The 20,576-nt window shown below is 71.3% G+C and carries 17 protein-coding genes; 5 read left to right on the top strand and 12 right to left on the bottom strand.

Features of this window, described 5'->3' with window-relative positions; translation table 11 throughout:
- Positions 1–314: 314 nt before the first annotated feature.
- The 10 genes from IEY96_RS31640 to IEY96_RS31685 all read right to left on the bottom strand — a co-directional run bounded on the left by IEY96_RS31640 (position 315) and on the right by IEY96_RS31685 (position 11,495).
- On the bottom strand, positions 315–1,136 hold the full coding sequence (locus IEY96_RS31640; protein ID WP_229792000.1) for a hypothetical protein: 822 nt from the start codon (positions 1,134–1,136) through the stop codon (positions 315–317).
- 743 nt (positions 1,137–1,879) lie between these two features.
- Positions 1,880–2,500, bottom strand: a complete 621-nt coding sequence (locus IEY96_RS31645; protein WP_189198460.1) for a DUF4352 domain-containing protein — start codon at positions 2,498–2,500, stop codon at positions 1,880–1,882.
- A 26-nt stretch (positions 2,501–2,526) separates the two neighbouring features.
- Entirely contained in the window at positions 2,527–3,294 is a 768-nt protein-coding gene (locus IEY96_RS31650) for a DUF4352 domain-containing protein (RefSeq protein WP_229792001.1), read from the bottom strand.
- Between the two features lie 262 nt (positions 3,295–3,556).
- Positions 3,557–3,712: a hypothetical protein gene (locus IEY96_RS31655; RefSeq protein ID WP_189198462.1), complete on the bottom strand. Its 156-nt coding sequence runs from the start codon at positions 3,710–3,712 to the stop codon at positions 3,557–3,559.
- Between the two features lie 111 nt (positions 3,713–3,823).
- A complete protein-coding gene (locus IEY96_RS31660; protein WP_189198463.1) occupies positions 3,824–4,732 on the bottom strand; it encodes a replication-relaxation family protein in 909 nt (302 codons plus the stop codon).
- A 266-nt stretch (positions 4,733–4,998) separates the two neighbouring features.
- Positions 4,999–7,434, bottom strand: coding sequence for a type IV secretory system conjugative DNA transfer family protein (locus IEY96_RS31665; RefSeq protein ID WP_189198482.1), 2,436 nt, complete (start codon positions 7,432–7,434; stop codon positions 4,999–5,001).
- Positions 7,435–7,523: 89 nt separating this feature from the next.
- Positions 7,524–9,311, bottom strand: coding sequence for a VirB4 family type IV secretion system protein (locus IEY96_RS31670; RefSeq protein ID WP_189198464.1), 1,788 nt, complete (start codon positions 9,309–9,311; stop codon positions 7,524–7,526).
- Positions 9,308–10,279 (bottom strand): PrgI family protein, encoded by a 972-nt coding sequence (locus IEY96_RS31675; protein ID WP_189198465.1) that lies wholly within the window; start codon positions 10,277–10,279, stop codon positions 9,308–9,310. The genes IEY96_RS31670 and IEY96_RS31675 overlap by 4 nt, the downstream gene beginning before the upstream one ends.
- Positions 10,276–11,196 (bottom strand): TrbL/VirB6 family protein, encoded by a 921-nt coding sequence (locus IEY96_RS31680; protein ID WP_189198466.1) that lies wholly within the window; start codon positions 11,194–11,196, stop codon positions 10,276–10,278. Before IEY96_RS31680 ends, IEY96_RS31675 begins: the two co-directional genes overlap by 4 nt.
- Before the next feature lie 2 nt (positions 11,197–11,198).
- Positions 11,199–11,495: a pilin gene (locus IEY96_RS31685; protein WP_229792004.1), complete on the bottom strand. Its 297-nt coding sequence runs from the start codon at positions 11,493–11,495 to the stop codon at positions 11,199–11,201.
- Positions 11,496–12,640: 1,145 nt separating this feature from the next.
- Here IEY96_RS31685 and IEY96_RS31690 point away from each other — a divergent pair.
- Positions 12,641–13,513, top strand: a complete 873-nt coding sequence (locus IEY96_RS31690) for a hypothetical protein (RefSeq protein ID WP_189198468.1) — start codon at positions 12,641–12,643, stop codon at positions 13,511–13,513.
- Positions 13,514–13,592: 79 nt separating this feature from the next.
- Here IEY96_RS31690 and IEY96_RS31695 read toward each other — a convergent pair whose 3' ends face one another.
- Positions 13,593–13,787 carry a hypothetical protein gene (locus IEY96_RS31695; RefSeq protein WP_189198483.1) on the bottom strand — a complete coding sequence of 65 codons (195 nt, stop codon included), beginning with the start codon at positions 13,785–13,787 and terminating at the stop codon, positions 13,593–13,595.
- Positions 13,788–14,714: 927 nt separating this feature from the next.
- Between IEY96_RS31695 and IEY96_RS31700 the strand changes: the two genes are divergently transcribed.
- The 4 genes from IEY96_RS31700 to IEY96_RS33015 all read left to right on the top strand — a co-directional run bounded on the left by IEY96_RS31700 (position 14,715) and on the right by IEY96_RS33015 (position 17,803).
- The gene (locus IEY96_RS31700) at positions 14,715–15,599 is read left to right on the top strand and encodes a hypothetical protein (protein ID WP_189198469.1); all 885 of its coding nucleotides are present in this window, start codon (positions 14,715–14,717) and stop codon (positions 15,597–15,599) included.
- A complete protein-coding gene (locus IEY96_RS31705; RefSeq protein WP_189198470.1) occupies positions 15,592–16,584 on the top strand; it encodes a TRM11 family SAM-dependent methyltransferase in 993 nt (330 codons plus the stop codon). The genes IEY96_RS31700 and IEY96_RS31705 overlap by 8 nt, the downstream gene beginning before the upstream one ends.
- 48 nt (positions 16,585–16,632) lie before the next feature.
- Positions 16,633–17,172 carry a DNA cytosine methyltransferase gene (locus IEY96_RS31710; protein WP_268247182.1) on the top strand — a complete coding sequence of 180 codons (540 nt, stop codon included), beginning with the start codon at positions 16,633–16,635 and terminating at the stop codon, positions 17,170–17,172.
- Positions 17,173–17,413: 241 nt separating this feature from the next.
- Positions 17,414–17,803 carry a hypothetical protein gene (locus IEY96_RS33015; RefSeq protein WP_229792002.1) on the top strand — a complete coding sequence of 130 codons (390 nt, stop codon included), beginning with the start codon at positions 17,414–17,416 and terminating at the stop codon, positions 17,801–17,803.
- 424 nt (positions 17,804–18,227) lie between these two features.
- Here IEY96_RS33015 and IEY96_RS31720 read toward each other — a convergent pair whose 3' ends face one another.
- The gene (locus IEY96_RS31720; protein WP_189198473.1) at positions 18,228–20,186 is read right to left on the bottom strand and encodes a hypothetical protein; all 1,959 of its coding nucleotides are present in this window, start codon (positions 20,184–20,186) and stop codon (positions 18,228–18,230) included.
- Positions 20,187–20,576: the final 390 nt, after the last annotated feature.

A 20,576-nucleotide genomic window follows, 5' to 3' on the forward strand; every position in this document is an offset into this window, starting at 1 on the left:
GTCTTCGATGCGGACGCCGTGGAAGAACCTCCTGCCGATGAGCAGGGCCGGAAGAGGAATACGGCGGCCTGTGTCAGGCCAGGCGGGAGCGGGTGCCCCTGGCCCGGGGCGCCCGGCCTGTAGAGCACTGACCGCCGCTGTGTGAGGCGGCGTGGCAGCTGGCCGTTGAGGCAGCTGCGGTGCGCCGACGGCAGCGGAAAATAGGCCCCGCAGGGTGACACAGCCTGGACCGACCGCTGGGGCATCCCAGATGGGGCTCGGCCCGCAGCGGGTTTCCGGTGCCCTCGACTGGGGGCTGGGGGCTTGGGGTGGGTTTAGAGGGCGACGGCGAGTAGCCGCTGATCGGGGTCGAGGGTGTCCAGGTGGGCCAGGGCCTGCTCGAGGTAGGTGATGCGGTGGGCGAGGGCATCGCTGGCGGGGGCGAGCTTGCGGCCGTCGGCGGTGAGCATCGCATCGCCGGCGACGGCGCTGGCGGCGCGGTAGTGCTGGTAGGCCATCTGCCCCGCCTGGTACATCTCCAGCTCGCCGACACTGGGCTGGCCAGGGCCGGGAGCGGCGGCGGCGTGCAGGCGCATGGCGTGGACGCGGGGTTGGGCGTGGAATTCCGCGATCGCCGTGTCGAGGGGGTAGCGGTCGGGGTCGGTGAGGTGGCGGGTTTCGAACACCGGCCACGGGGTGGCGGCTCGGGTGCCGTGCACGACCTGCTGCCAGACCTGGTAGCGGATCCCGGCGCCGACAGCGGCGGCGTGGCGCATCCCGTGCAGGTCGAGCAGCCGGACCGGTCCGCCCGCGCACGGCGCGGGTCGACCCTTGCGCAGCCCGATCACCTGCTGGCGCTGCCACAAACGCAGCTGCGCGACCGCCCAAAACAGGGGCGCGAGAGCGCCGGTGACACCGAAGTGGGTGTCGAGCTGGTGGCTGGTGAGCGCCTGCGCGGGCAGCGCGTCGGGCAGGCAGATGATCATCGTGGCGATGGTCGGGGCCGGCGTGACGGTCGGCCGCGCGTTGCTGGCGGCCCGGATAGGGCGCGGACGGGGTGCGGGCGCCGGGGCCGTCTTCGCCGGGGCCGGTGGTGCCGGGATGGCTGGCACACGGCTGCCGTGGCGGGTCAGCGGGGTGCCGTTGACAGTGGACATAAGACTGTCCTCCTTCCATGGGGTGCGTGCGGGGCGCGCAGGATGACCAGCCCACCGGGTCCGTGGGTCGGATCAAGGGAAGCGCTGGGGTGGGTGGCTGGTGCGACCTCGAGGGGCCGCCGCGCGGGCGCGTGCCGACCGGCCGAAGCGGGTGGGCGTCGCGTACCGCTGGGGTGCGGCGGGGGGATCCCTGAGGTGGGACCGAACCGGGGGTGGAGCGATATCTGGGGTGGTTGTTGCCGGAAAGGTAGCGGCTGCCACCCACAGCCAAACCCAACGGCAATGGCGGCAGGAAGGGCGGTCGACCTGCACCGTGAGAGATCAACAGCCGCTGCCGGGCGGGTGAGGCGGTTCGCGCTGTGAGTGGTCGATCCACTCACAGCCGATCTTGCGGTGTGACAGGCAGCAAGGAAGTGGGTGTGTGGCAGGGCCGCGACCTGCGCTGTGAGCGGGGACCTGGGAGTCAGATCTGAGTGACCGGTGAGCTGCTAGCAGCGAGGCCCGGATGTGAGGAAGCCCCGACCTTCGTAGGGTCGAGGCTTCGTCGTTTCCGTGGCGCATCGCCGAGGCATGACAGCGGCGTTCCTGGTTGTGGCGGGCCGGTTCGCCGGCGTCCCGGCCGGCGTACCGATGCTAAGTCGGGCGCCGCCAGGGGCCTCGGCATTGATAGCCATGTCACGCATTTCCCGGCTGACACGACGAGGCCCCCGGCACACGCCCGGGGGCCTCGCTCCTTGGTGGGGCTACTTGACGGCCCAGCGGGGTGCGATCGGCTCCCCGTCGGGGGCGTACTCGACGGCAACCGGACGCTTATTGCCCGGCACCGGGTAGGTGATCCAGCCGCGCACGCACCGGCCGGGGGCGACCGCCTTCTCCCCGAACGGGTACTCCGGCTCGGGGAACTGGTTGTAGCCGACGGAGGACGCATCGATCTGGGTGTCGTCGGCGTACACCAACGTCCAGGGCCCGTTGGAGATCGAGATGCCCTGGGGGGCGATGTCCACCCGCAGGGCGCACACCTTGACGTCGATCGCGGCCCACACGTAGCCGGGTTGTTCGTCAGGGCGGGGTGCGCTCCGGGCGACGTTGTGCTTGTAGGCGTAGACGGTGGCGCGGGCGGCGCCCTCGGTGGTGGTGAACGACTTGCCCATGGCGAGGGGCGCGGTCGGATCGAACGTCGGGGACGGGCTAGCCGTCGGGCTCGGGCTGGCGCTCGGGCTCGGCGACGGGCTGGCGGTGGTCGGGGTCGGGGCGGCCGAGCTGGCGTCCGCGGTGGACTTGTCCCCGTCGCCGCAGCCGGCGGCGGCGAGGGCGGCGAGGGCGAGGGCGGCGGCGCTGCCGGCGCGCAGGGTCCTGTGGTTCACGAGGTGTCTCCGAACTCGGCTGCCGATCACAGGGTGACGACGGCGTCTTCAGCGAAGGTGAACAGTCCGGCGTCGAACGTGATCGTCTTCAGCTTGGTGCCCTTCGGCACGTCGAAGTAGACGTTCGCAGTCACCGAGTTGCCCGGGTTGATCTCGTCGAGGAAACCCTGCCCGTCGCTGTTGCCGTAGATCCCGGCCTCCCCGTCGGCCTCGTACTCCCGGCCGCTGGCGTCCTGTGCGGTGAGAGTCCCGTCGGCGTGGAAGAGGTGCGCGCTCTTTGTGACGTTCTTGACGGTCACGCTGACCTTGCAGAAGGTGCCCTGCGCCTTGGTGTTCAGGAACTGGGTGCCGACCTGGGAGATCCCACACTTCATGCTCTTGACGGTGAACTCGAAGTCACCGCCGCGTACCTTGTCGCCGATGCCGAAGGTCTTCGGCTTGGCCGGGGCCGGGGCTGCGGTCGTCTTCACCGGGGCCGGCTTGGCTGGCGCCGGATCCGACGTGGTCGGCGCCACCGCGGCCGGGGCAGAGGTGCTGGTGGTGACGGCCGGGATGTCGCTGCTGGCGGACACGTCGGTCTTCTTGCCGTCGTCGCTGGCCAGGCCGATCACCATCGACCCGCCGCAGCACAGCACGACGAACGCCGCGACACCGATGAGTGTGGGGACCAGCCAGGCGGGGCGCTTGCGGGCGGGAGGCGCCGGCGGGAACTGACCGGCGGGTCCCGGCGGGAACTGCCCCGCAGGCGGCGGGTACTGGCCCGCGGGCGGCGGCAGGTACTGACTGGCAGGCACTTGCGGGAACTGAGCGGTAGGCGGCATCGGCTGCTGGCCGGCCGGCGGCTGGTTCTGCGCAGGGTCGTAGGGGGTGGTCATTGAGTGGTGTTCTCCCAGGTGTTGATTCGCGCTTCCCCGTTAGTTGAGCGCAATACTTTCCACCCTGACATATTTTGCCTCGGGCAACGGTCCTCCGGCTGGCCCGACCCACACGCCCGGTCAGCTCGAGAAACACCCGATCTTGGTGACGCAGCCGTCAGCCGTTGAGCCACCCACTTGTTCACGCCCCGGCCGCGGCGTCCCAGAACGGGTCGGCCTCGTCGCCGAGCAGCAGCGGCACGTCGTACACCGACACCTCCAGCCGCGGACGCACGTACCACACCCGGTGGCGCCATCGCCGGTGCTCGAAAGCGGTCTCCACTTCGATCTCAGCCACCACCATTGGCTCCATCCGGGCGAAGCTGGTCCGCCCCCGCTCCCACACGATCAGCTCCTTCGCCTATGCCACGCGGTGTCGCGGTGTTGTGTCCCTAACCGCAGATGCAGGTCAGAGGTCGCCGTCGGGGTCGGTGTAGCGGTGTGGGTTCGTGGCGGTGTTGCGCGGGCCGTGGTCGGAGGGCAGCTCGTGCAGCCAGCGGCGCGGACCCGGGTCGGCGGCGAGGGTCCAGGCGGGTCCGGCGGGGTGCTCGTCGTGCAGGCCGGTGGCCACAGGCATGACGGTGGGCACGCCGGCGAGGGCGTCGAGGAGGTGGACTTCCCGGCGGCGGGTCGGCACCCGTAGCAGGACGGGGTAGCGGGGGCCGAACTCGGCGAGGCGTTCGTAGCCGCGCAGCTTGCGCAGCACCCTGCCCAGCGGTTCGGTGCCGTTGTCGTGCTCGAGGAAGACTCCGACGGTGTGCCCGGCGGCCGACCAGATGCCGTGGCCGTCGGGGCGGATGCCGGCGAGGGTGTAGGCGGTGGTGGCGTGCTGCTCGGACCACCACCGCACTAGCTGCGTGGTGGGGTCGGTGCGGGTGTAGGCGTGCAGGTCGATGAAGAGCTGGTTGGCGCCGAGCAGGTGCCGCAGGCGCGGGCTGCCGATGATGCGTTCGGTGCGTTCAATGCTGGAGCGCGGCGGGCGGGCGTCAGGGTGTTCGGGGTCGGTGTAGGTGGTGGGGTGCACGAGCATGCCGAGGGGGCCGAGAGTGTGGAGGTGTTGGCCATGGCCGGTGGTGACGTCGACGAAGCGGTGCACGGCGTCGATGCGGTGCAGGGCGGCCAGGCGCAGCCGCGCGGAGCGCGGTGACGGGAACAGGGCCGCCGCGATCTGGGCGGTGGACAGCACATAGTGCTCGGCGAGCCAGGCCAGGAGTTGACGGTCGCGCAGGGTCAGCCGACGCAGGTGGGCCAGCCGCTGAAGCTTGCTGGAGGGGGAGCGGGACGGGCGGGACTCGGGGTTGGTGGATTCGCGGGACATGAGGGATCTCCTCAGGGAGTAGACGAAGGGTGACCCCTCCCATGGGGAGGGAGTCTGGGAATGTCACCGCCGTCCAGCGGAGGGCCTCACGGCGGCGTGCTGCGCTGACAGCCACACAGGGCTGCGGTGCGGGGCCGGAGGTGTGTGAGAGGTGGTGAAGGCGCGGTGAAGCCGCAGCGGAAGGCGTCACGGAAGGCCCACGGGGCCGCCGGATCAGCCCACGCCGCCGCTGACAGCGACGGTGCCGGCCATACGGTGGTTGGTGGTCAGGCGGGGCGGGAAGGGCGGCTGCTCCGACGGGCGTCGCGAGTGTCCGCTCCGGTGGGCCTGTCACTGTTGTCTGGGCGGGAGAACCGGTCGACGAGGGCGTCGATGGCGCTGGTGTCCTGGGGTGTGATGGCTTCGGCCGCGACGTGCCGGATCGCGGTCGCCTCCCCGACCACCGGTTTCGGCGGGCGCGTCTTCATGGTGAACGCCGGTGTCTGGCGGCCGTCGGCGACGAGACGCGTCGCGGTGGTGTAGGCGTCGAGGTGGGTCAGGTCGTGCTCGTCGAGCTCAGGCAGGGTGTGGCGGGCCAGCACACGGGCGTCCTCGGGCGCGCACGAGAAGTAGACCTTGTTGCGGGCGTTCGCCGACGCGGCGGCGAGAAGGTCCTTCGGGAACTGGGCGAGGTCCTGGTGCGACAGGACCAGCGACAGCCGGTACTTGCGGGCCTCGGCGAGCATCGTGTCGAGGCTGTTGGCGAGGGTGAGGAAGTTCTGGGCCTCGTCGATGATCAGGGTGGCGTCGCGGCGTTTGTCGGGGGCGATGCGCGCGCGGGCGGTGGCGGCCTGCCACACCTGCGCTAGGACCAGGGAGCCGAGCAGTTTGCTGGTGTCCTCCCCCAGTTGGCCTTTCGGGATGCGCACGAGTAGCGCGCCGCCGTCGAGGACCTTGCCCATGTCGAAGCTCGAGCGCGGGTAGCGCATGGTGCGCTTGACGAAGTCGCGCAGGAGGAACGCGCGGAGGCGGGCGAGGACGGGGCCGATGACCTGCGAGCGCAGGGCGGGGTTGAGCTCGTCGTACCACTGCCAGAACCCGGACAGGCCGGCCGGGTCGTCCAGGTCGACGGTCATCGCCGACCGGAACTGGGCGCTGTTGAGCAGGGGTGGGATGTGTTGCAGGGTGACGTTGGCGTGCCGCAACAACGTGAGACAGGCGACGCGCATGACGTCGTCCATCCGGGGGCCCCACGCTTTGGCGAAGATGTTCCCGAAGATCGACACCAGGTTGTCCACGACCAGGTCGGGGTCGTCCCCGGCGAGAGGGTTAATGGTCGGCGGATTCGGCTGGTCCGGGTCGAAGATGACGACGCGGTCGGCGACAGACGCGGGAAGCCGGTCGAGGATGTCGAGGACCAGGTCGCCGTGCGGGTCGATGACGACGGTGCCGCGGCCGGCGGTGATGTCGTCGACGGCCATGTTGACCAGCAGCGTCGTCTTCCCGCTGCCGGTGGAGCCGATCACGTGCAGGTGATACCGCGCATCCGACACGGCCAGGGCCACGCCGTGGCCGCCGACCTCGGCGGTACCGAGGACCTTGGTGCCGCGTCCGCCGGTCGCGACGGCGACCGGTGCGGGCATGGACTTCGCCCGCGCGCGGTCCAGGCCAGGGACGGCCAGATCTTGGGGCAGCGCGGCGAGCGCGGCCAGTTCGGGCGTGGAGGTGAGGAATCCGGCGCCGAGGCGCCGCCGCGCGAGGACCGCGGCGGGGGCGGGCATGCGGCTTCGGTGGGTGAGGCGGTTGCGGCCGGAGTACACGGCGAAGGAGGAGGCGATGGTGTCGGCGATGCCCCTCAACCGTGGCCGCTGGTCGGTGCCGGCGCGTCGACTGTCCTTGCCGACGGCGTATCGGATGGCGGTCTCCCACAGAGGGTGGGAAGCCTTGTCGAGGATGGCCCGGACATCGCGTTCCACTCCGGGGTCGCGGCGACCCGTCGGCCCGTGCCTGGCGGGGCTGGGGGTGTGGCCGGGTAGGAAGGCCTCGACGAGCCACAGCAGCGGCGTGGCCGGGTTGATGGCGGGGAGGGCAGTCTTGCCGTCGCGCAACCTGCCGGCGGTGTGTCGGGCGCGCAGGGCGCGGCGGGGTGTGGCGGGGCGGGCGAGGATCTGCACACAGGCGTGCTCGTCGGCCCGCAGTTGGGAGCCGGCGGAGATCAGCGCGCGCAGCGGGTCGGTGTCGTGGTCGATGCGCAGGGGCAGCCATTCGGCGGCGGTGGGCAGCAGATGTCCACCCACCACCGTGGGCACGTCCAGCGGGATGGGTGGGGCGGGGGTGTCGTCGGTGGTGCAGGCGGCGCCGGGCCAGGCGGCGCGGACGGCGGCTTCGACCGCGCCGGGCGGGACGGTGCCGGGTACCCAGATGGAGATGAGCAGCCGTCGTCCGGCCCAGGTGTACTGCCAGGCGACGTGAGGGCTGCCGTAGAGCCAGCGGCGGCGCCGGGACGGGGTGAGGGTGCCGGCGAGGTTGGCCCACAGCGCGGACGCGCAGTGCGCGTCGACCTCGGGTGGTGGGGCGATCGTCACGAGCCTTGCGCCATCACTGTGCCGGCGGTGCCGCCACTCTGCGAGGAGATTGCGGCCGGCGACGTGCGCCACGAGCAAGCCGGCGGCGACGGCGAGCAGCCACGGCCGCTGCCCCACCCACGCGGTGGCCTCGAGCATCCAGCGGGTGGCGCCGGTGGGCGGCACGGCGACGCCAGCACCCGGGCTGGGCGGCGGCGGGTCAGTCACGAGGGGGGTTGCAGGCGGGGTCACAGGTCGTCTCCCTCGTCGAGGTCGGCGAGTTCGCTCGGCCGTGTCGTACACAACTGGTGCTCCGCCTGCGAGGCGATGGCTTCGAAACTGGTCCGGTTGGTGCCGGAGATCAGCAGGCCGGTGCCGACCCGCGCGGCCAGCAGCAGCCGCCGTTCGCCGGCGGTGAGCCCGAACGCGTCGCCGATGGCGTCGATGGCTTGCGGGGCCTGCTTGAGCAGGATCTGGGTGGCGGCGTTGGCGACGACGGCCTGGCCGAGGTCGGTGCCGAGCAGGTCGGCGACGTCCTGGGTGATGACGGTCAGGCCGGCGTGGCGTTTGCGGGCGGCCTTGGACATGCGAAACAGGAACCGGGCGCCTTCACCATCGCGCAGGAGCAGCCACGCCTCGTCCACCACGACGAGCCGCCGCGCGGCCTGCCTGCTGGGTGCGTCGACCTGCCGCCATATCGCGTCCAAGGCGAGCAGGGTGCCGACGGTGCGCAGTTCGTCGGGCAGGTGCCGTAGCGACCACACCACGAGGTGGCCGTCGGGGCGGGTGGTGGTCGGCCCGTCGAACAGGTGCGAGAAGGAACCCTCAACCCAGGGGATGAGGCGGGCGGCGAGCTGGCCGGCGGCCGGGTCGGTGTCGGCGTGCAAGCAGTCGGCGAGGTCACGAAGCAGTGGGGCGGGCCGGTGGTGGGTGGCCGGGTCCGGGGTGATGCCCGCCTGCCGGTAGACGGCCAGGATCGCCCGGTCCAGGGCAGCCCGTTCCGCCGGTGGCGGCTGCTGGCCCAGCAGCACGCTGATGAGGGTGTGCAGGAACAGGCCACGTCGGGTGAGCACGTCAGGGCGGGAATCACCTCCCGGCAGGTCGAGAGGGTTGACCTTCACGCCGGCGACGCCGAGGCGGACCACGACTCCGCCGACCGCGTCGGCCAACCGGAGGTACTCGTCCTCAGGGTCGATGACGGCGACCTGCACCTGCTGGTAGAGGTTGCGCAGGATCTCCAGCTTCACGAAGTACGACTTGCCGGCGCCCGAGCGGGCGAGAACGACGCTGTTGTGGTTCTCCTGTGCCCAGCGGTCCCACCACACGATCCCGCTGGAGTCGGGGTTGACGCCGTAGAGCACCCCGCCGTCGGCGGGCGGGTCGCCGGGCAGCGGCGCGGGCAGGTCTGCGCTGGCGAGGGGGAACGCGGCGGCGAGAGCGGCGGTGTCCATGGTGCGGCGCATCTGCAGGCTGTCCGTGGCCAGGGGCAGGGTGGTGGTCCACCCGGCCAGGTGCCGCCACGTGGCGGGCTGCACCTCGATCAATGTGGACGCGGCGGCTGCCTTCACCTGCGCGCACGCCTCGCGGAGTTCGTCCTCGGTGCGGGCGTGCACGGTCAGGTAGAGGCCGACGCGGAACAGCTTCGCCGCACCGCGCGCCAACCGCTGGGCGAGGTCCGCGGCGTCGTCGGCCGCCGCTTCCACGGACGGGTCGGGCAGCTTGCCGCGATCCGCGTCCGCCCGCCGGGACGATTCGAAGCGGGCCCGCTGGTTACGCAGCCGGGCGGCGGCGACCGGGGCGGGCAGCGGGTCGATGTGCAGGGCAAGGTCGAGCCGGCCCGGCCACGACAACAGGGGTTCGAGCCAGGCCGGGCCAACCTCGGCCGGGTAGCCGGTCACCACGAGGGTGGCGGCGTAGCCGTCCCCGACGCGCAGGAACCGCGGGGTGACCTCGACGGCGGCGGGGGCGACGGCGCCCGCCAGCCCGTCCGGCTGGCAGCCACCGTCGGCAGGCTGGGATCTGTGGCGCAGCTTCATGTCCGTCGGCTCCTTCCGTGCCGGTGACGCTGATGGGGTGTGGGTGAGGTGATGACGGTGTCGGGGGCCGCGAGGCCGCCGGGACGGGGCGGCCGGTAGGGGTCGGCGGCCCCGGCGAGCGCCGCGGTGACCGCCGGCCCGTCGAGGGCGCGGGTGGTGACGCCGAGACCGGACAGGGCGCGGACCGTGTCGTCGGCGCGCCGTCGCGCCGTGTGCTCGCCACGCTCACCGGTGCTCGTGCCGGTGACGATGAGGACCTGCCGGCGCAGCGGATCCTTGCGCGCTGCGAGGTCGTCGAGGAAGCGGGCGTGGTCGCTGGCCGCGTCGGTCAGCGCCGGGTGCGGCAGCTGCATGGCCGCGTGGGCGAGGCTGCGGGCGGCCGAGTGCAGGTCCACCGGCTGCGCCGACACCACGATCTGCGTGGGGGCCGACAAGCTGTTGAGCCAGCGGCCGAAGGTGTCGACCAGGGCCGCCTGCTCATCGCCGGTGCGCAGCGCGAGGTTGACGTTCGTCGTGGCGACTATCGCCGCTCGCGCGGCGCCGAGTCGGATTTCCCCTCCGTCGTCGATGGCGTCGGCGGGCAGCTTCAGCGGCGCCGGCAGCATCACCCTCGTCGTCGGCGCCTGCACCCAGTCCGGTGTCTTCGACGTCGTGTCCGTTGTCGACAGCGCGCGCGGAGCCCGCGCGTGACGGACCGCGGCGAGCAGCCACACGTCCAGCGGCAGGCCGTCGCGACGGCCGACAGCGACACCGAAAACCAGGCCGCCGACGACAACGGCGGCGCCGACGAGCACCGGCGCGGGCACGACCTGATGCAGGGTGCGCCACGCCCCGTAGAAGGCGAGGGCGGCGACGGCGAGGATGGCCAGCTGCCGGAATGTCAGTCCGTACAGCACTTTGTCGGGAGCGTCGACGTCCGCGGGCATCCGCATCCGGCCCGGATCGGCGTGGTCGTCGTGGCGGCTCATCGGCCGACCGCCTTCAGCCCGCGGCCGAGGCCGGGAACGGCGCGGGTGGCCTGCTGCACGACGATGACCCGCACCGCCGCGCCGAGCATGTTCACTCCGCGGCCGCTGTTGCCCGTGGCCACGTAGCGGTGCATCAGGGACGGCACGCGCAGCGTCGTCCAGAGCATGACCATGACCACGAACAGGTTGATCGCGCCGCCCGGATCCACCGGCAGCCCGAGCACGGGCAGCAGATGGTCGGCGTCGGTGAGCATCCACTGGCCGGCGTAGAGGGTGAAGCCCTGCACGACGGGTACGGCGAGGATGCCGGTGTAGGACCGCCACCACATGCGGGCGACCGGTTCGGTCTGTGGCATCGCGTGACACGCGAGGGCCAGTGGCGCGAAGGCGGTCAGGACGATGACGACGGCGAAGCGGACGATCACGCTGAACGCGGTGCCGGCGAGGAGCACGGCGATGATCGCCACGCAGATCACGAACAGCAGCACCGCCGTGGTGTCCTGTCCGGCGAGGATGTGCGTCTTGATGGCGCGCAGCGCGCCGTCGCTGTCGCCCTGGGGTGTGGTGAGCGCGCCGGTCAGGGCGTTGGCCAGGTCGATGAGCATGCCGCACCACAGCTGCGAGAAGTGCGCGGCGACGAACCCGACGACCAGCCTCGGGACGAGGTCCTTGGCGGTGTAGCGGGTGGTTTCACTGCCGCCGGCGGTCATGGTGAGCACCCCGGCGGCGACGAAGGCGAGGACGAAGACGGTGTCGACGACGAGCACCGAACGGCCGGTCAGGGCCTGGACCTGCGGCAGGGTGGTGACCTTCGGGGTGATCAGCAGCGCGCTGCTGATCACCCCGAACAGCGCGTCCAGGCTCGCGAGGATCGCCGCGGCCAGCCAGTCCAGGATCTGGTCGAGTAGCCAGCTCATGGTCAGCCCCCGACGATGCCTTGGACGACCTGCAGCAGGACTGGGGCGAGGACGGCCAGGCCGTAGCCGATCAGGGCGTTTTTCAGTGCGCCCTTGGCCCGCTCGACCTGCGTCGGGTCGCCGCCGGCGGTGGCCCAGTAGACGCCGGCCAGGACGAGGAACAGGGTGGCCAGCGCGGCGAGGATGCCGATCAGCCAGGCACGCAGATTGGCGATGACCACCGGCAGCGAGTTCACCGCCACGATCCCCGGCGAACCCGGATCGGCGTGCGCGGCGGTGGGCGTCGACAACAACACCATCACCAACGCGGTGACGGCGAGATGGTAGGCGGTACGGGAGCGGGTGAGGGCACGAAGACGTGCCGAAATTCGGGGCATGACTCTTTCACCTCCGGCCCCGCCGACGTCCGGGGACGCGGCGGGGTGCTAGCGGATGGTCACGGGAGACCGCCGCCGGGCCCGCGGACGGCACGCGCGGCGAACCAGACCGTCCCCGGGAGGAGCCCTTCCTCCCTTGTCGGGTAGCGGGTGTTCGATGAGGTGTCAGCGCACCAAGCACTGCGCGGCACCCGAGGCGGCCGGCACGGCGGGCGGCCCGACTAGGTGCGGACCCGGCGGCGGGCGGGATCCTCGCCACGCCGTGGGCGATGAGAAGTCCCGCACCCCCAAACCGCCGGTTGTGTGCTCTGGCGAACGCCCCCGGTTATCACCGCCACTCACAGCGGCACACAGCAACTCCATCTCGCGCCGATTGGGCTCCGCCTCGATGTGATGGCGGAGGTCGGCCAGGGGCGACCGACGCGCGACACCTGGTCGAGCCGTGGCGATGTCAGGCACGGCTGTCAGACACGAAGCACCACAGAAGGCCGCCCAAGTTAGCGACAGGCGCCGATGACACGGCGCGGACCACACCTCCTGTGACCATCGCCGCCGATGTCACCGATGCTTTCCTGCCGCTGACATGACTTCAGGTCTCGGTGTCAGACCGGCCTTGTGACGTCCTGGTGGCACTGACGTCGGCGCCGCGTCGCGCCACACGCGGCACCGGTGACAGCGTCGTGGTCGCCCAATGTCACAGGTGTCGGGATGTGAGTCATTGTGAGCGGCCGTGGGCGGCGGTGAGTGTCACCTCCGGCCGGTCGCAACCCCGTCGCGCTCCATCCGGTTGTCGACGGCTCTGCCGTCGGCGGCCGGTGGCATCAGCGCCTGGCTTGTGTCACAGCCCAGCTCAACGGCACTGACAAATCCAATGCCAACGACATCGGCTCGATGTCACGGGTTCCCTGCCTGTGGCGATGTCACGAGTGCCGGCGCCGGCCCGCAGGGCCGTGGCCTGCGCTGTGAGCGGGCTGTGTGACGGCCGTGGCCCAATCGGTACCGCCGCACCGCCGTGACATCGCAGCCTTGCGAAACCGGCGGTCATCTTCGACAGGGGGAGTTGTGACATGAGCGTGCCCGCCGCCACCGACTGGCCAACCTCGCCTCTCGCAGCCGCAGACGCCGCCTTCACCGCCCTGACCGGCGAGCCAGCACCCTTGACACTCGACATGGGCGCCTTCGGCGTCCCCAACGCCGCCGGACCGGGCGCCATGACACTGCCGGCGCTGCGCGACTGGCTGCTGCGTCACCCTCAGGCATACGCGCTACGCGACGGCGTGTGGCGGGAGTTGATCCGCCGTGCCCGCCTCGACGGGCCGGCGTGGGTGATCGCCGCGGTCGGGATGGCCATGCCCGCCCTGCGCCGCTACGCCGGCCAGTTGTGCGCCGGCTACGACGGCGACCCCGACGACATCGACGCCGAGATCCTCACCGGATTCCTCACCGCCCTGCGCGACCGCGTCGACCTGACCCGCGACGCCCCGTACGCGGCGCTGTGCCGGGCGGCGTGGCGCGCCGGGCACCGGCTGCGCCTGCAGGCCGGCGAGTACACCTCGATCGCCGACGTCGACCACCTGCCCGGCCCCCGCACCCCCAAGGTGCCCTACGGACATCCCGACGTGCTCGTGCGCCGCGCCGTCGGCCTGGGCATCCTCGACCCGGACGACGAACAGCCCTACATCGACGTGCGGCTCGCACGGCGGGCGATCGAGCCGATCGCCGCCGGACTCGGCATCACCGTCGACGCCCTACGCATGCGTCTGGGTCGCATCGACACCCGCATCGCCGACGCACTGCACGCGGGCCTGCTCACCGGCATCGCCTCCCCGCACGCCGTCGCCACCTTCGCCGCGCAAGCCGAACACCGAGCAGCCACTCGCGCCGGCCGTGTCACCACTAGCCGACCGCACCTCGTGTCTGAAGGCGCGGCGGCCGCCTGAGGCGTCCACTGGCAGGGCCCTGCCTGCCCGATCCGAACTCGCAAAACCCCGCGGCGCCCTCACCCTCTTAGGCCCTGTTTCATAAGCCGGGTCGGAGCCATTCGTTGATCGTGGCGGCGTGCACGGTGGCGTGGTAGCGGACGGCGAGTTTGTCGTAGCGGGTGGCCAGTGCTCGGTTGCGTTTGAGCCGCCGCCGCATCATTCCGGCCGGAGCGACCGACCCTGGCCCGTACACGGGTGGCCTGCCCGCGATCGTCTGCACGCGCTGCCACACGCGGCGATGCTGGGCTGACTACCGCCGCAGCGACACGACCGGCCGCCGTCCGGTGTGCGCATGGTGCGACCGTGCCGCAGACGTTGCCCGCGGCGCTGCCAGGCTGGCCCGGCCGCTTGGCCCGGGCTGCGACCGGTGACCGCCTCGGCCGACCAGGAGTGCCTGGGTCGCTGAATCATGCTTCCGCCGGCCGCGTTCGGCCACGAGAAGCGCATGGCGGAAGGCTGGCACCGCTTGTGCCGTGCAACCGTTTCCGGTCAGAGCATTAGTCGGTAACAGCGGCCGCCTTCCTCGCCTGCTCGCGCCTGGACTCCCGCATCGCCAACAGGCGGGCTGTCCGGGTGGACTGAGCGGCCGTATTAGCTTCGGTAGCAGCGGCCGCCTTCCTCGCCTGCTCGCGCCTCAACGCCAACACCATGAGGAGCGGCGAGACCTGTCCGCTCCCGGTGGACCGAGCGGCCGTCTTGCCGCTAGCTTTGGCGGCGGCGAGTCGATTCGCCTCCCTGATCGCACGGTTCTCCCGGTTGACCCGGCTCCAATTCATCTTTGTCACTATTGGCCTTTCCTGCTGCGGTCAGGTCATCCGGCATGGCAGGTTATTTCATACCGGCTTCGCGGCGCCAACAAAGGGCCCGCCCTAGGTGAGGGCGCCGCTGCATGTCCCCACCGCACAGCAGCCGAACGCCACACGCCCCGCCCAGCCGGGTTGAGCGGGCGCACGCCACTGGAGCAAACGGCGGGGCGCTCGCGACCCCCTCACCAGCCCAGTACCGCTATACCGCCGCTGACCCGCGATGTGAGCGCAACGAACGCCTGACCGTGAGCGCTTGCGAGCCGCTGTGAGAACCGGGGGCGTTCGTCAGAGCACACAACCGCCGGTTTGAGGGTGTCAGCGCACTACCCGCGCGGCGCGGAGCCGACATCCAAATGCGCGAGCACACGCCGCAGCACCACCACGACCCCGCCCACCCCGTCGACCCGCATGTCGACCCGACCCTCATCGACCTGGTGGCCGGTGACCCGCCGGTCCCGATCACCGTGTGGCGCACCGCCCGCACCGACGCCGACACCGGCCGCGCGATCGGCGCCCGGCTGGCCTACCGGCTCGTGGCCGCCTACAGCCGCCCCGGCGATGCGGTCATCGACCTCACCACCGACCACGCCCTCACCAGCGCCTGCGCCACGGGCGGGCGCCGGCACCACCGCGGCTGGTTCACCGACGCGTCCAGCCTGATCATCGGCCCGCCGACCCGCACCGACCCGGCCGCCCAGCCCGACAACAGCGACCTGCCGGACACGGGCGCCTGGTTCGGTGACGACCTCACCGACGCCGACCTGCCCCCAGCCAGCAACCCGGCGGTCCCTGTACCCGACGGCGCGTCCCTGGCGGAGGTGACCAGCCTGGTCGTGGCCTGCTGGCCCCTCGACACCGCCGACGCGACCAACCGCATCCGACTGGCATGGCTGTTGACCGCCTGTACGCGGCTGCTGCGCCCCGGCGGCTGCCTGATCCTCGTCGTCACCGCCCCCGCCAGCCCGGCCGCCCCGCAGGACTTCACCCCCGTCGTGCAGGCGGCCGCCGCCGTCGGGCTCGGCTACCTGCAACACATCGTCGCCGTCACCGCCAACACGTGCGGCGACGCGTTCGTCTACCACGTCACCGACGAGGAACTGCTCGCCCTCGCCACGCAGGCCGAGCAGCCATGGACGGTGGCGCACCTGCAGGTGCACGCGGACCTGCTGGTGTTCACCCACCACCAGGCGCCCACCTCCCAGCGGAACCCACGCTCGGAAGGCGGTCGCCGTGGCTGAGCACCTGCCCTTCCCCGCCGACCCGAACCAGCCGGCAAACCCGGCCGAGGACACCCACCAAGGCCAGCACCGCCACTACGAGGGCCGCCACCGCGACACCGGCGGACGCCACCGCGCGCCGGGCGCACCAGAGGGCCTGTCGGTGTGGGCGACCGCCCAGCGGACAGGGCCGGTGCAGCGCCGCGGCCGCTACGTGCCCGAGTCGGTCAAACACCCCGCCCGGATGCTGCCCGCGATCGCCGCCCACGCCATCGCCGCCTACACCCAGCCCGGCGACCTGGTCCTCGACCCGATGTGCGGAATCGGCACCACCCTGGTCGAAGCGATCCACGCGGGCCGCGACGCGATCGGGGTGGAGTACGAGCCGCGATGGTCGAACATCGCCGACGCCAACATCACCCACGCACAGCAACAGGGCGCCGGCGGCCGGGCCTCCGTGGTCCGCGGCGACGCCACCCGCCTGCGATCGCTGCTGCCCGCCGCCCTCACCGGGCAGGTCGCCCTGGTCGTCACCTCACCGCCATACGGGCCCACCGTTCACGGCCTCGTCCGGCCCGGCGCCGACGGGGTGGCGAAGTTCGACAACGCCTACAACGACGGCACCGACCGCAGGAACCTCGCCTACCGGGACCTCACCGGTCTCACCGACGGGTTCGAGCAGATCCTGTCCGGGTGCGCGGTGCTGCTGCGCCCCGGCGGCACCGTGGTGGTCACCGCCCGTCCGTGGCGCAAGAACGGCCAGCTCGTCGACCTGCCCAGCGCGGTCATCGCCGCCGGTGTCCGCGCGGGCCTCATCCCGACCGAGCGGTGCGTCGCGCTCCTCGCCGCGGTCCGCGACGGGCGGCTCGTCGCCCGGCCGTCGTTCTTCCAACTTCAAGCCGTGCGCAAGGCCCGCACCGGCGGCACGCCGTTGCACCTGATCACCCACGAGGACGTGTTGATCTTCCGCCGGCCGGAACTACCCGCGGAGGTCGCCGATGACTGACGACCCCCCGCTGGGCACCAACGTCCGCACCCGTGCGCGGGAGGTGGCGTGAGTGACCCCGTTCCCGGGCCGCGGATCGGATCGCTGTGCACCGGCTACGGCGGTCTCGACATGGCCGTCGAACTGGTGCTCGGCGGCCACCTCATCTGGTACGCCGAAACCGACCGACACGCCCGCACCGTCTGCGCCCACCACTGGCCGCTCGTTCCCAACCTCGGCGACATCCGCACCGTCGACTGGACCCGCGTCCCACCCGCCGACGTCCTCACGGCGGGCTTCCCCTGCCAGGACATCTCCAACGCCGGCAAACGCGCCGGCATCACCGGCCCCCACTCCAGCCTCTGGCACCACATCACCAAAGCCCTTCGCATCCTTCGACCCCCACTCGTGTTCGTGGAAAACGTCGCCGCCCTCCGCCAACGCGGACTCGACGTCGTCCACGCCGACCTGGCCACGCTCGGGTACGACACGAGCTGGCTATGCCTACGCGCATCCGACATCGGCGCACCCCACCGACGCGACCGACTGTTCCTGCTCGCCACCGATGGGGGAGACGCTACGGACACTTCCCACACCCTGCGCCCGTGACGGCAAAGGGCCGGGCCACCAGTACGGACTGCCAGACGTCATCGAACCCCACGGCAACCGCCACGACCTTCTGCCAACCCCACGGGCGAGCGACACCGGCACGCCCGGCCGCCACGCCGGCAACGGATTCCGGCCACCACTGTCACAGGTGCTCCTGCCCACCCCGCGGGCCACCGATGGACAGAAAGGCTGCCCCGGACAACGGGGATCCCACGGAGACCTCACCCTCCCATCTGCCGCCGTGCGGCTCCCGACACCACGGGCCTCCGACGCCCATGGCCCTGGCCACCACGGCCACGGCGGCCCGGACCTGCGAACCACCCTCGCCGAGCTCACCACTGGCAACCTCGGAACGCTCGACGAGACCACATGGGGGATCTACGCCCCCGCTGTCGCTCGCTGGGAACTGCTGACCGGGCGGCCCGTTCCGGCGCCCACCCAACCCGGCCGCTACGGCAAGACGGTTCTGGCGCCCCCGTTCGTGGAGTGGCTCATGGGGCTACCCGCGCACTGGGTCACGGATCCCTCGTTCGGCCTTCCCCGTACCGCCGCGCTTCGCGTCCTCGGCAACGGTGTCGTCCCCGCCCAGGCAGCGGCAGCGCTTCGCCTCCTGCTGTGCCGCTACCACTGACCCCTGTCCACCGCCGGTGGCTCTTCGCGGGCAGGCCGGCACGGCTGCCTGCGAAGAGCCACCTCTCGTTCTTTTGGCCTGCTCCCTGCCACTGCAACAAACCGGAGAAGCTCTGATGCCGTCCATCCCCAGCCGATCTCGACATCGGCTACCAACACCGGCACCCCGCCCGCCCACCGAGCCGGTCACAGCGAGGACCAGGAACCCCGCCGCTACACCTGGCCGAGGCAGCGGCACTGCTACGCGTCGCGCTGGTCGCGCTGAACCCACGCGGAGATCAGGGAGGTGTAGCGGCCTTCCCGGCGCAGCAGCGCGCCCTTGCCGGCCATGTCCAGGCCCTCGTAATCGGTACGAATCCGTGCCTCGTACGCCGCAATGAGCGTGGCAGCATCAGCTCCCTCATCGTGATGCGGCGACCCGGCGGTTACCAAGGGACGTGGTTGGATTCGGCGTTGCCGCCGGTAACCCAGTGGTCGGGGCCGTCAGCCGAGTAGCACAGGGTGCTGTCGGCGGCCCGGCCGTCGCCGCCGATGGTGAACGTCTGGTTGAAGAATCCGCCCGGGTCCACCGAGTCTCGGCACGTCACCGTCACCGACGAACCCGGCGCGAACCCCGACAGCACCACGCTGTACCAGGAGCCGTGCGGCGCGGCCCCGCCACGGGACAGATCGATGCGGGCCGGCGCGGGTGGAGGCGGCGGTGGGGCACCGCCCCAGCTGACGCGGTTGGATGCCACGGACCCGCTGGTAACCCAGTGGTCGGGGCCGTCAGCCGAGTAGCACAGGGTGCTGTCGGCGGCCCGGCCGTCGCCGCCGATGGTGAACGTCTGGTTGAAGAATCCGCCCGGGTCCACCGAGTCTCGGCACGCCACCGTCACCGACGAACCCGGCGCGAACCCCGACAGCACCACGCTGTACCAGGAGCCGTGCGGCGCGGCCCCGCCACGGGACAGATCGATCCGCGGGTTCAGCGGCGGCATGCCCGGTCCTGAGTTGCTCGGCCGAGGGCCGGGCGTGGTGGGTCCTGGAACCGTCGGCGTGACCGGCTTGGCCGCAAGCTTAAGAGTGAACCGGCCCGGATAGTCCTTGCCCCAATCCGAGAAGAGGTCCGGCAGCTGCGGGAACGTTGCCGAGATGACGCCGGCCACGCCGAGGATGCGCATGAGCTTGCCGAAGATGCGCAGCCGCTCCATCGACTTCATGATCGTGGTCTCGGCCGACTTCGCGTACGCGCTTTCGCCGTAGAGGTCCATCGCCGCGGCGTAAGCCTTACCAGGGTCGACCAGGTTCGACAGTGTCTGCTGCACCAGGCATGCGATGAACTCCTTGCCACCCTCCCACGTCGGCATGGGCAGCAGCGAAGCTACGCACTTGCGCATGATCACGACGGCGCCGTAGACGCCTTCGCCGAACGAGACGCCGAGCAGATTCAGCGCGACGGTTAGGCCCGCGCTGTAGCCGTCGATGTAGGCGTTGAACTGCTTCTGCTCGGCCGCTGAGGGTTGCCGGTAGCCAGCGGTGAACCAGCCGTTGCCGGGCAGCAGCACCTGGTCCATGTCATGACGCAGTGCGCCGTTCAGCACGCGGCGCAGCGCGTCGGGCTGGCCGTCGACCCAGACGTAGTCGCGCCCGGCGGGCACCTGCACCCAGGTGAGGAAGCGCCGATTGGACTGCACCTGAACCTCGGCGCGGGGCACCCCGGCGCTGTCGCTGTTGGTGATGGAGCAGAGGTGGACCAGCGTGGTGCCCTTCACCACCGAGCTCCACGGCGGCGCCGCAGGCTTCGGGCAATGCCGGGGGTCAGTGCGCTGGGTGACGAAGTCGGCGAAGGAGTCCCCCACAGAGCGGAGCCAATCGGGGATCGGGACCCAGCCGAGCAGGTTCGGCGAGAAGTCCTGCGTCTCCAGGACCAGCGCCCCATCTGCCGCGCGGGACATGGGCCGGACCTCCCACACGCCCGAGTCCGGCCGGTGCAGCGCCACCGGCACGGCGCCACCCGGTACCAGCCCGGCGGCCCGCGGGTCGTCAAAGATCACCCGCAGCGGCCTGGCCAGCGACGTGCCGACGAAGCTGACGTCGAGACCGACGTCGCTGGTGACGACGAAGTCGTTGCGCGGCTGGTCGGAACGCAGACTGGAGATCCGGACGGTGCCGGCCTTGGTGAAGCTACCGGCCGCGCCCTGCAGCCGGCCGACACCCGGCACGGCAACGTCGAGGGCGTCCGCGGGCGCGACCGTCACGTCCATCGTATCGCCGCGTGCGCTGACCGCCGGTTGCGGTACCTCTTGCGCCGTCACCGGCGCTGCGGGCTCCTCAGTGGTGCAGGCGGCGGCCATGGCGCCGAGGATTAGAACTGCGGCGAGCCGAGCGGTCACCTTGCGCATACGGCCATCCGATCGTCGAAGAGCAGGCGACGTCACACCTGCCATGCTTTCAGGGCCACCGCAGTCTCCCCGCCGGGTAAGAGTCGATACTGAGGGGCGACAGGTCTGACTCTAGGAATACGGGGCGGGCTTCACCATCCGTCACGCAGTTTTCACGATCGATGTTCGATGCTGTAAATGAGACGACCGTCTTGACGGCCGCAGCGTCGGGCGCACGGGTGCGGGCCGATCGACGTGCCGGTCCGACCGGTCGTACCCGCCGAAAGGCATGTCCCGGCAGATGATGCTTGGGCGCAGACCGTGCCAGGTAGCGCGAGAGCTCGGCATCGTGTGAAGAAGTCCAACACGAAGTCTCCAACCCTCAACGAGGTTGAAATGGCGGCCCGCTTC

This window comes from Micromonospora fulviviridis, assembly GCF_014648395.1.
Taxonomy (GTDB): domain Bacteria; phylum Actinomycetota; class Actinomycetes; order Mycobacteriales; family Micromonosporaceae; genus Micromonospora; species Micromonospora fulviviridis.

Coding starts and splice junctions, on each gene's coding strand:
- IEY96_RS31640 (WP_229792000.1), bottom strand. CDS start 1,136: ATGTCCACTGTCAACGGCACCCCGCTGACCCGCCACGGCAGCCGTGTG.
- IEY96_RS31660 (WP_189198463.1), bottom strand. CDS start 4,732: ATGTCCCGCGAATCCACCAACCCCGAGTCCCGCCCGTCCCGCTCCCCC.
- IEY96_RS31665 (WP_189198482.1), bottom strand. CDS start 7,434: ATGCTCGAGGCCACCGCGTGGGTGGGGCAGCGGCCGTGGCTGCTCGCC.
- IEY96_RS31670 (WP_189198464.1), bottom strand. CDS start 9,311: ATGAAGCTGCGCCACAGATCCCAGCCTGCCGACGGTGGCTGCCAGCCG.
- IEY96_RS31675 (WP_189198465.1), bottom strand. CDS start 10,279: ATGAGCCGCCACGACGACCACGCCGATCCGGGCCGGATGCGGATGCCC.
- IEY96_RS31680 (WP_189198466.1), bottom strand. CDS start 11,196: ATGAGCTGGCTACTCGACCAGATCCTGGACTGGCTGGCCGCGGCGATC.
- IEY96_RS31685 (WP_229792004.1), bottom strand. CDS start 11,495: ATGGTGTTGTTGTCGACGCCCACCGCCGCGCACGCCGATCCGGGTTCG.
- IEY96_RS31690 (WP_189198468.1), top strand. CDS start 12,641: ATGAGCGTGCCCGCCGCCACCGACTGGCCAACCTCGCCTCTCGCAGCC.
- IEY96_RS31700 (WP_189198469.1), top strand. CDS start 14,715: ATGCGCGAGCACACGCCGCAGCACCACCACGACCCCGCCCACCCCGTC.
- IEY96_RS31720 (WP_189198473.1), bottom strand. CDS start 20,186: ATGCGCAAGGTGACCGCTCGGCTCGCCGCAGTTCTAATCCTCGGCGCC.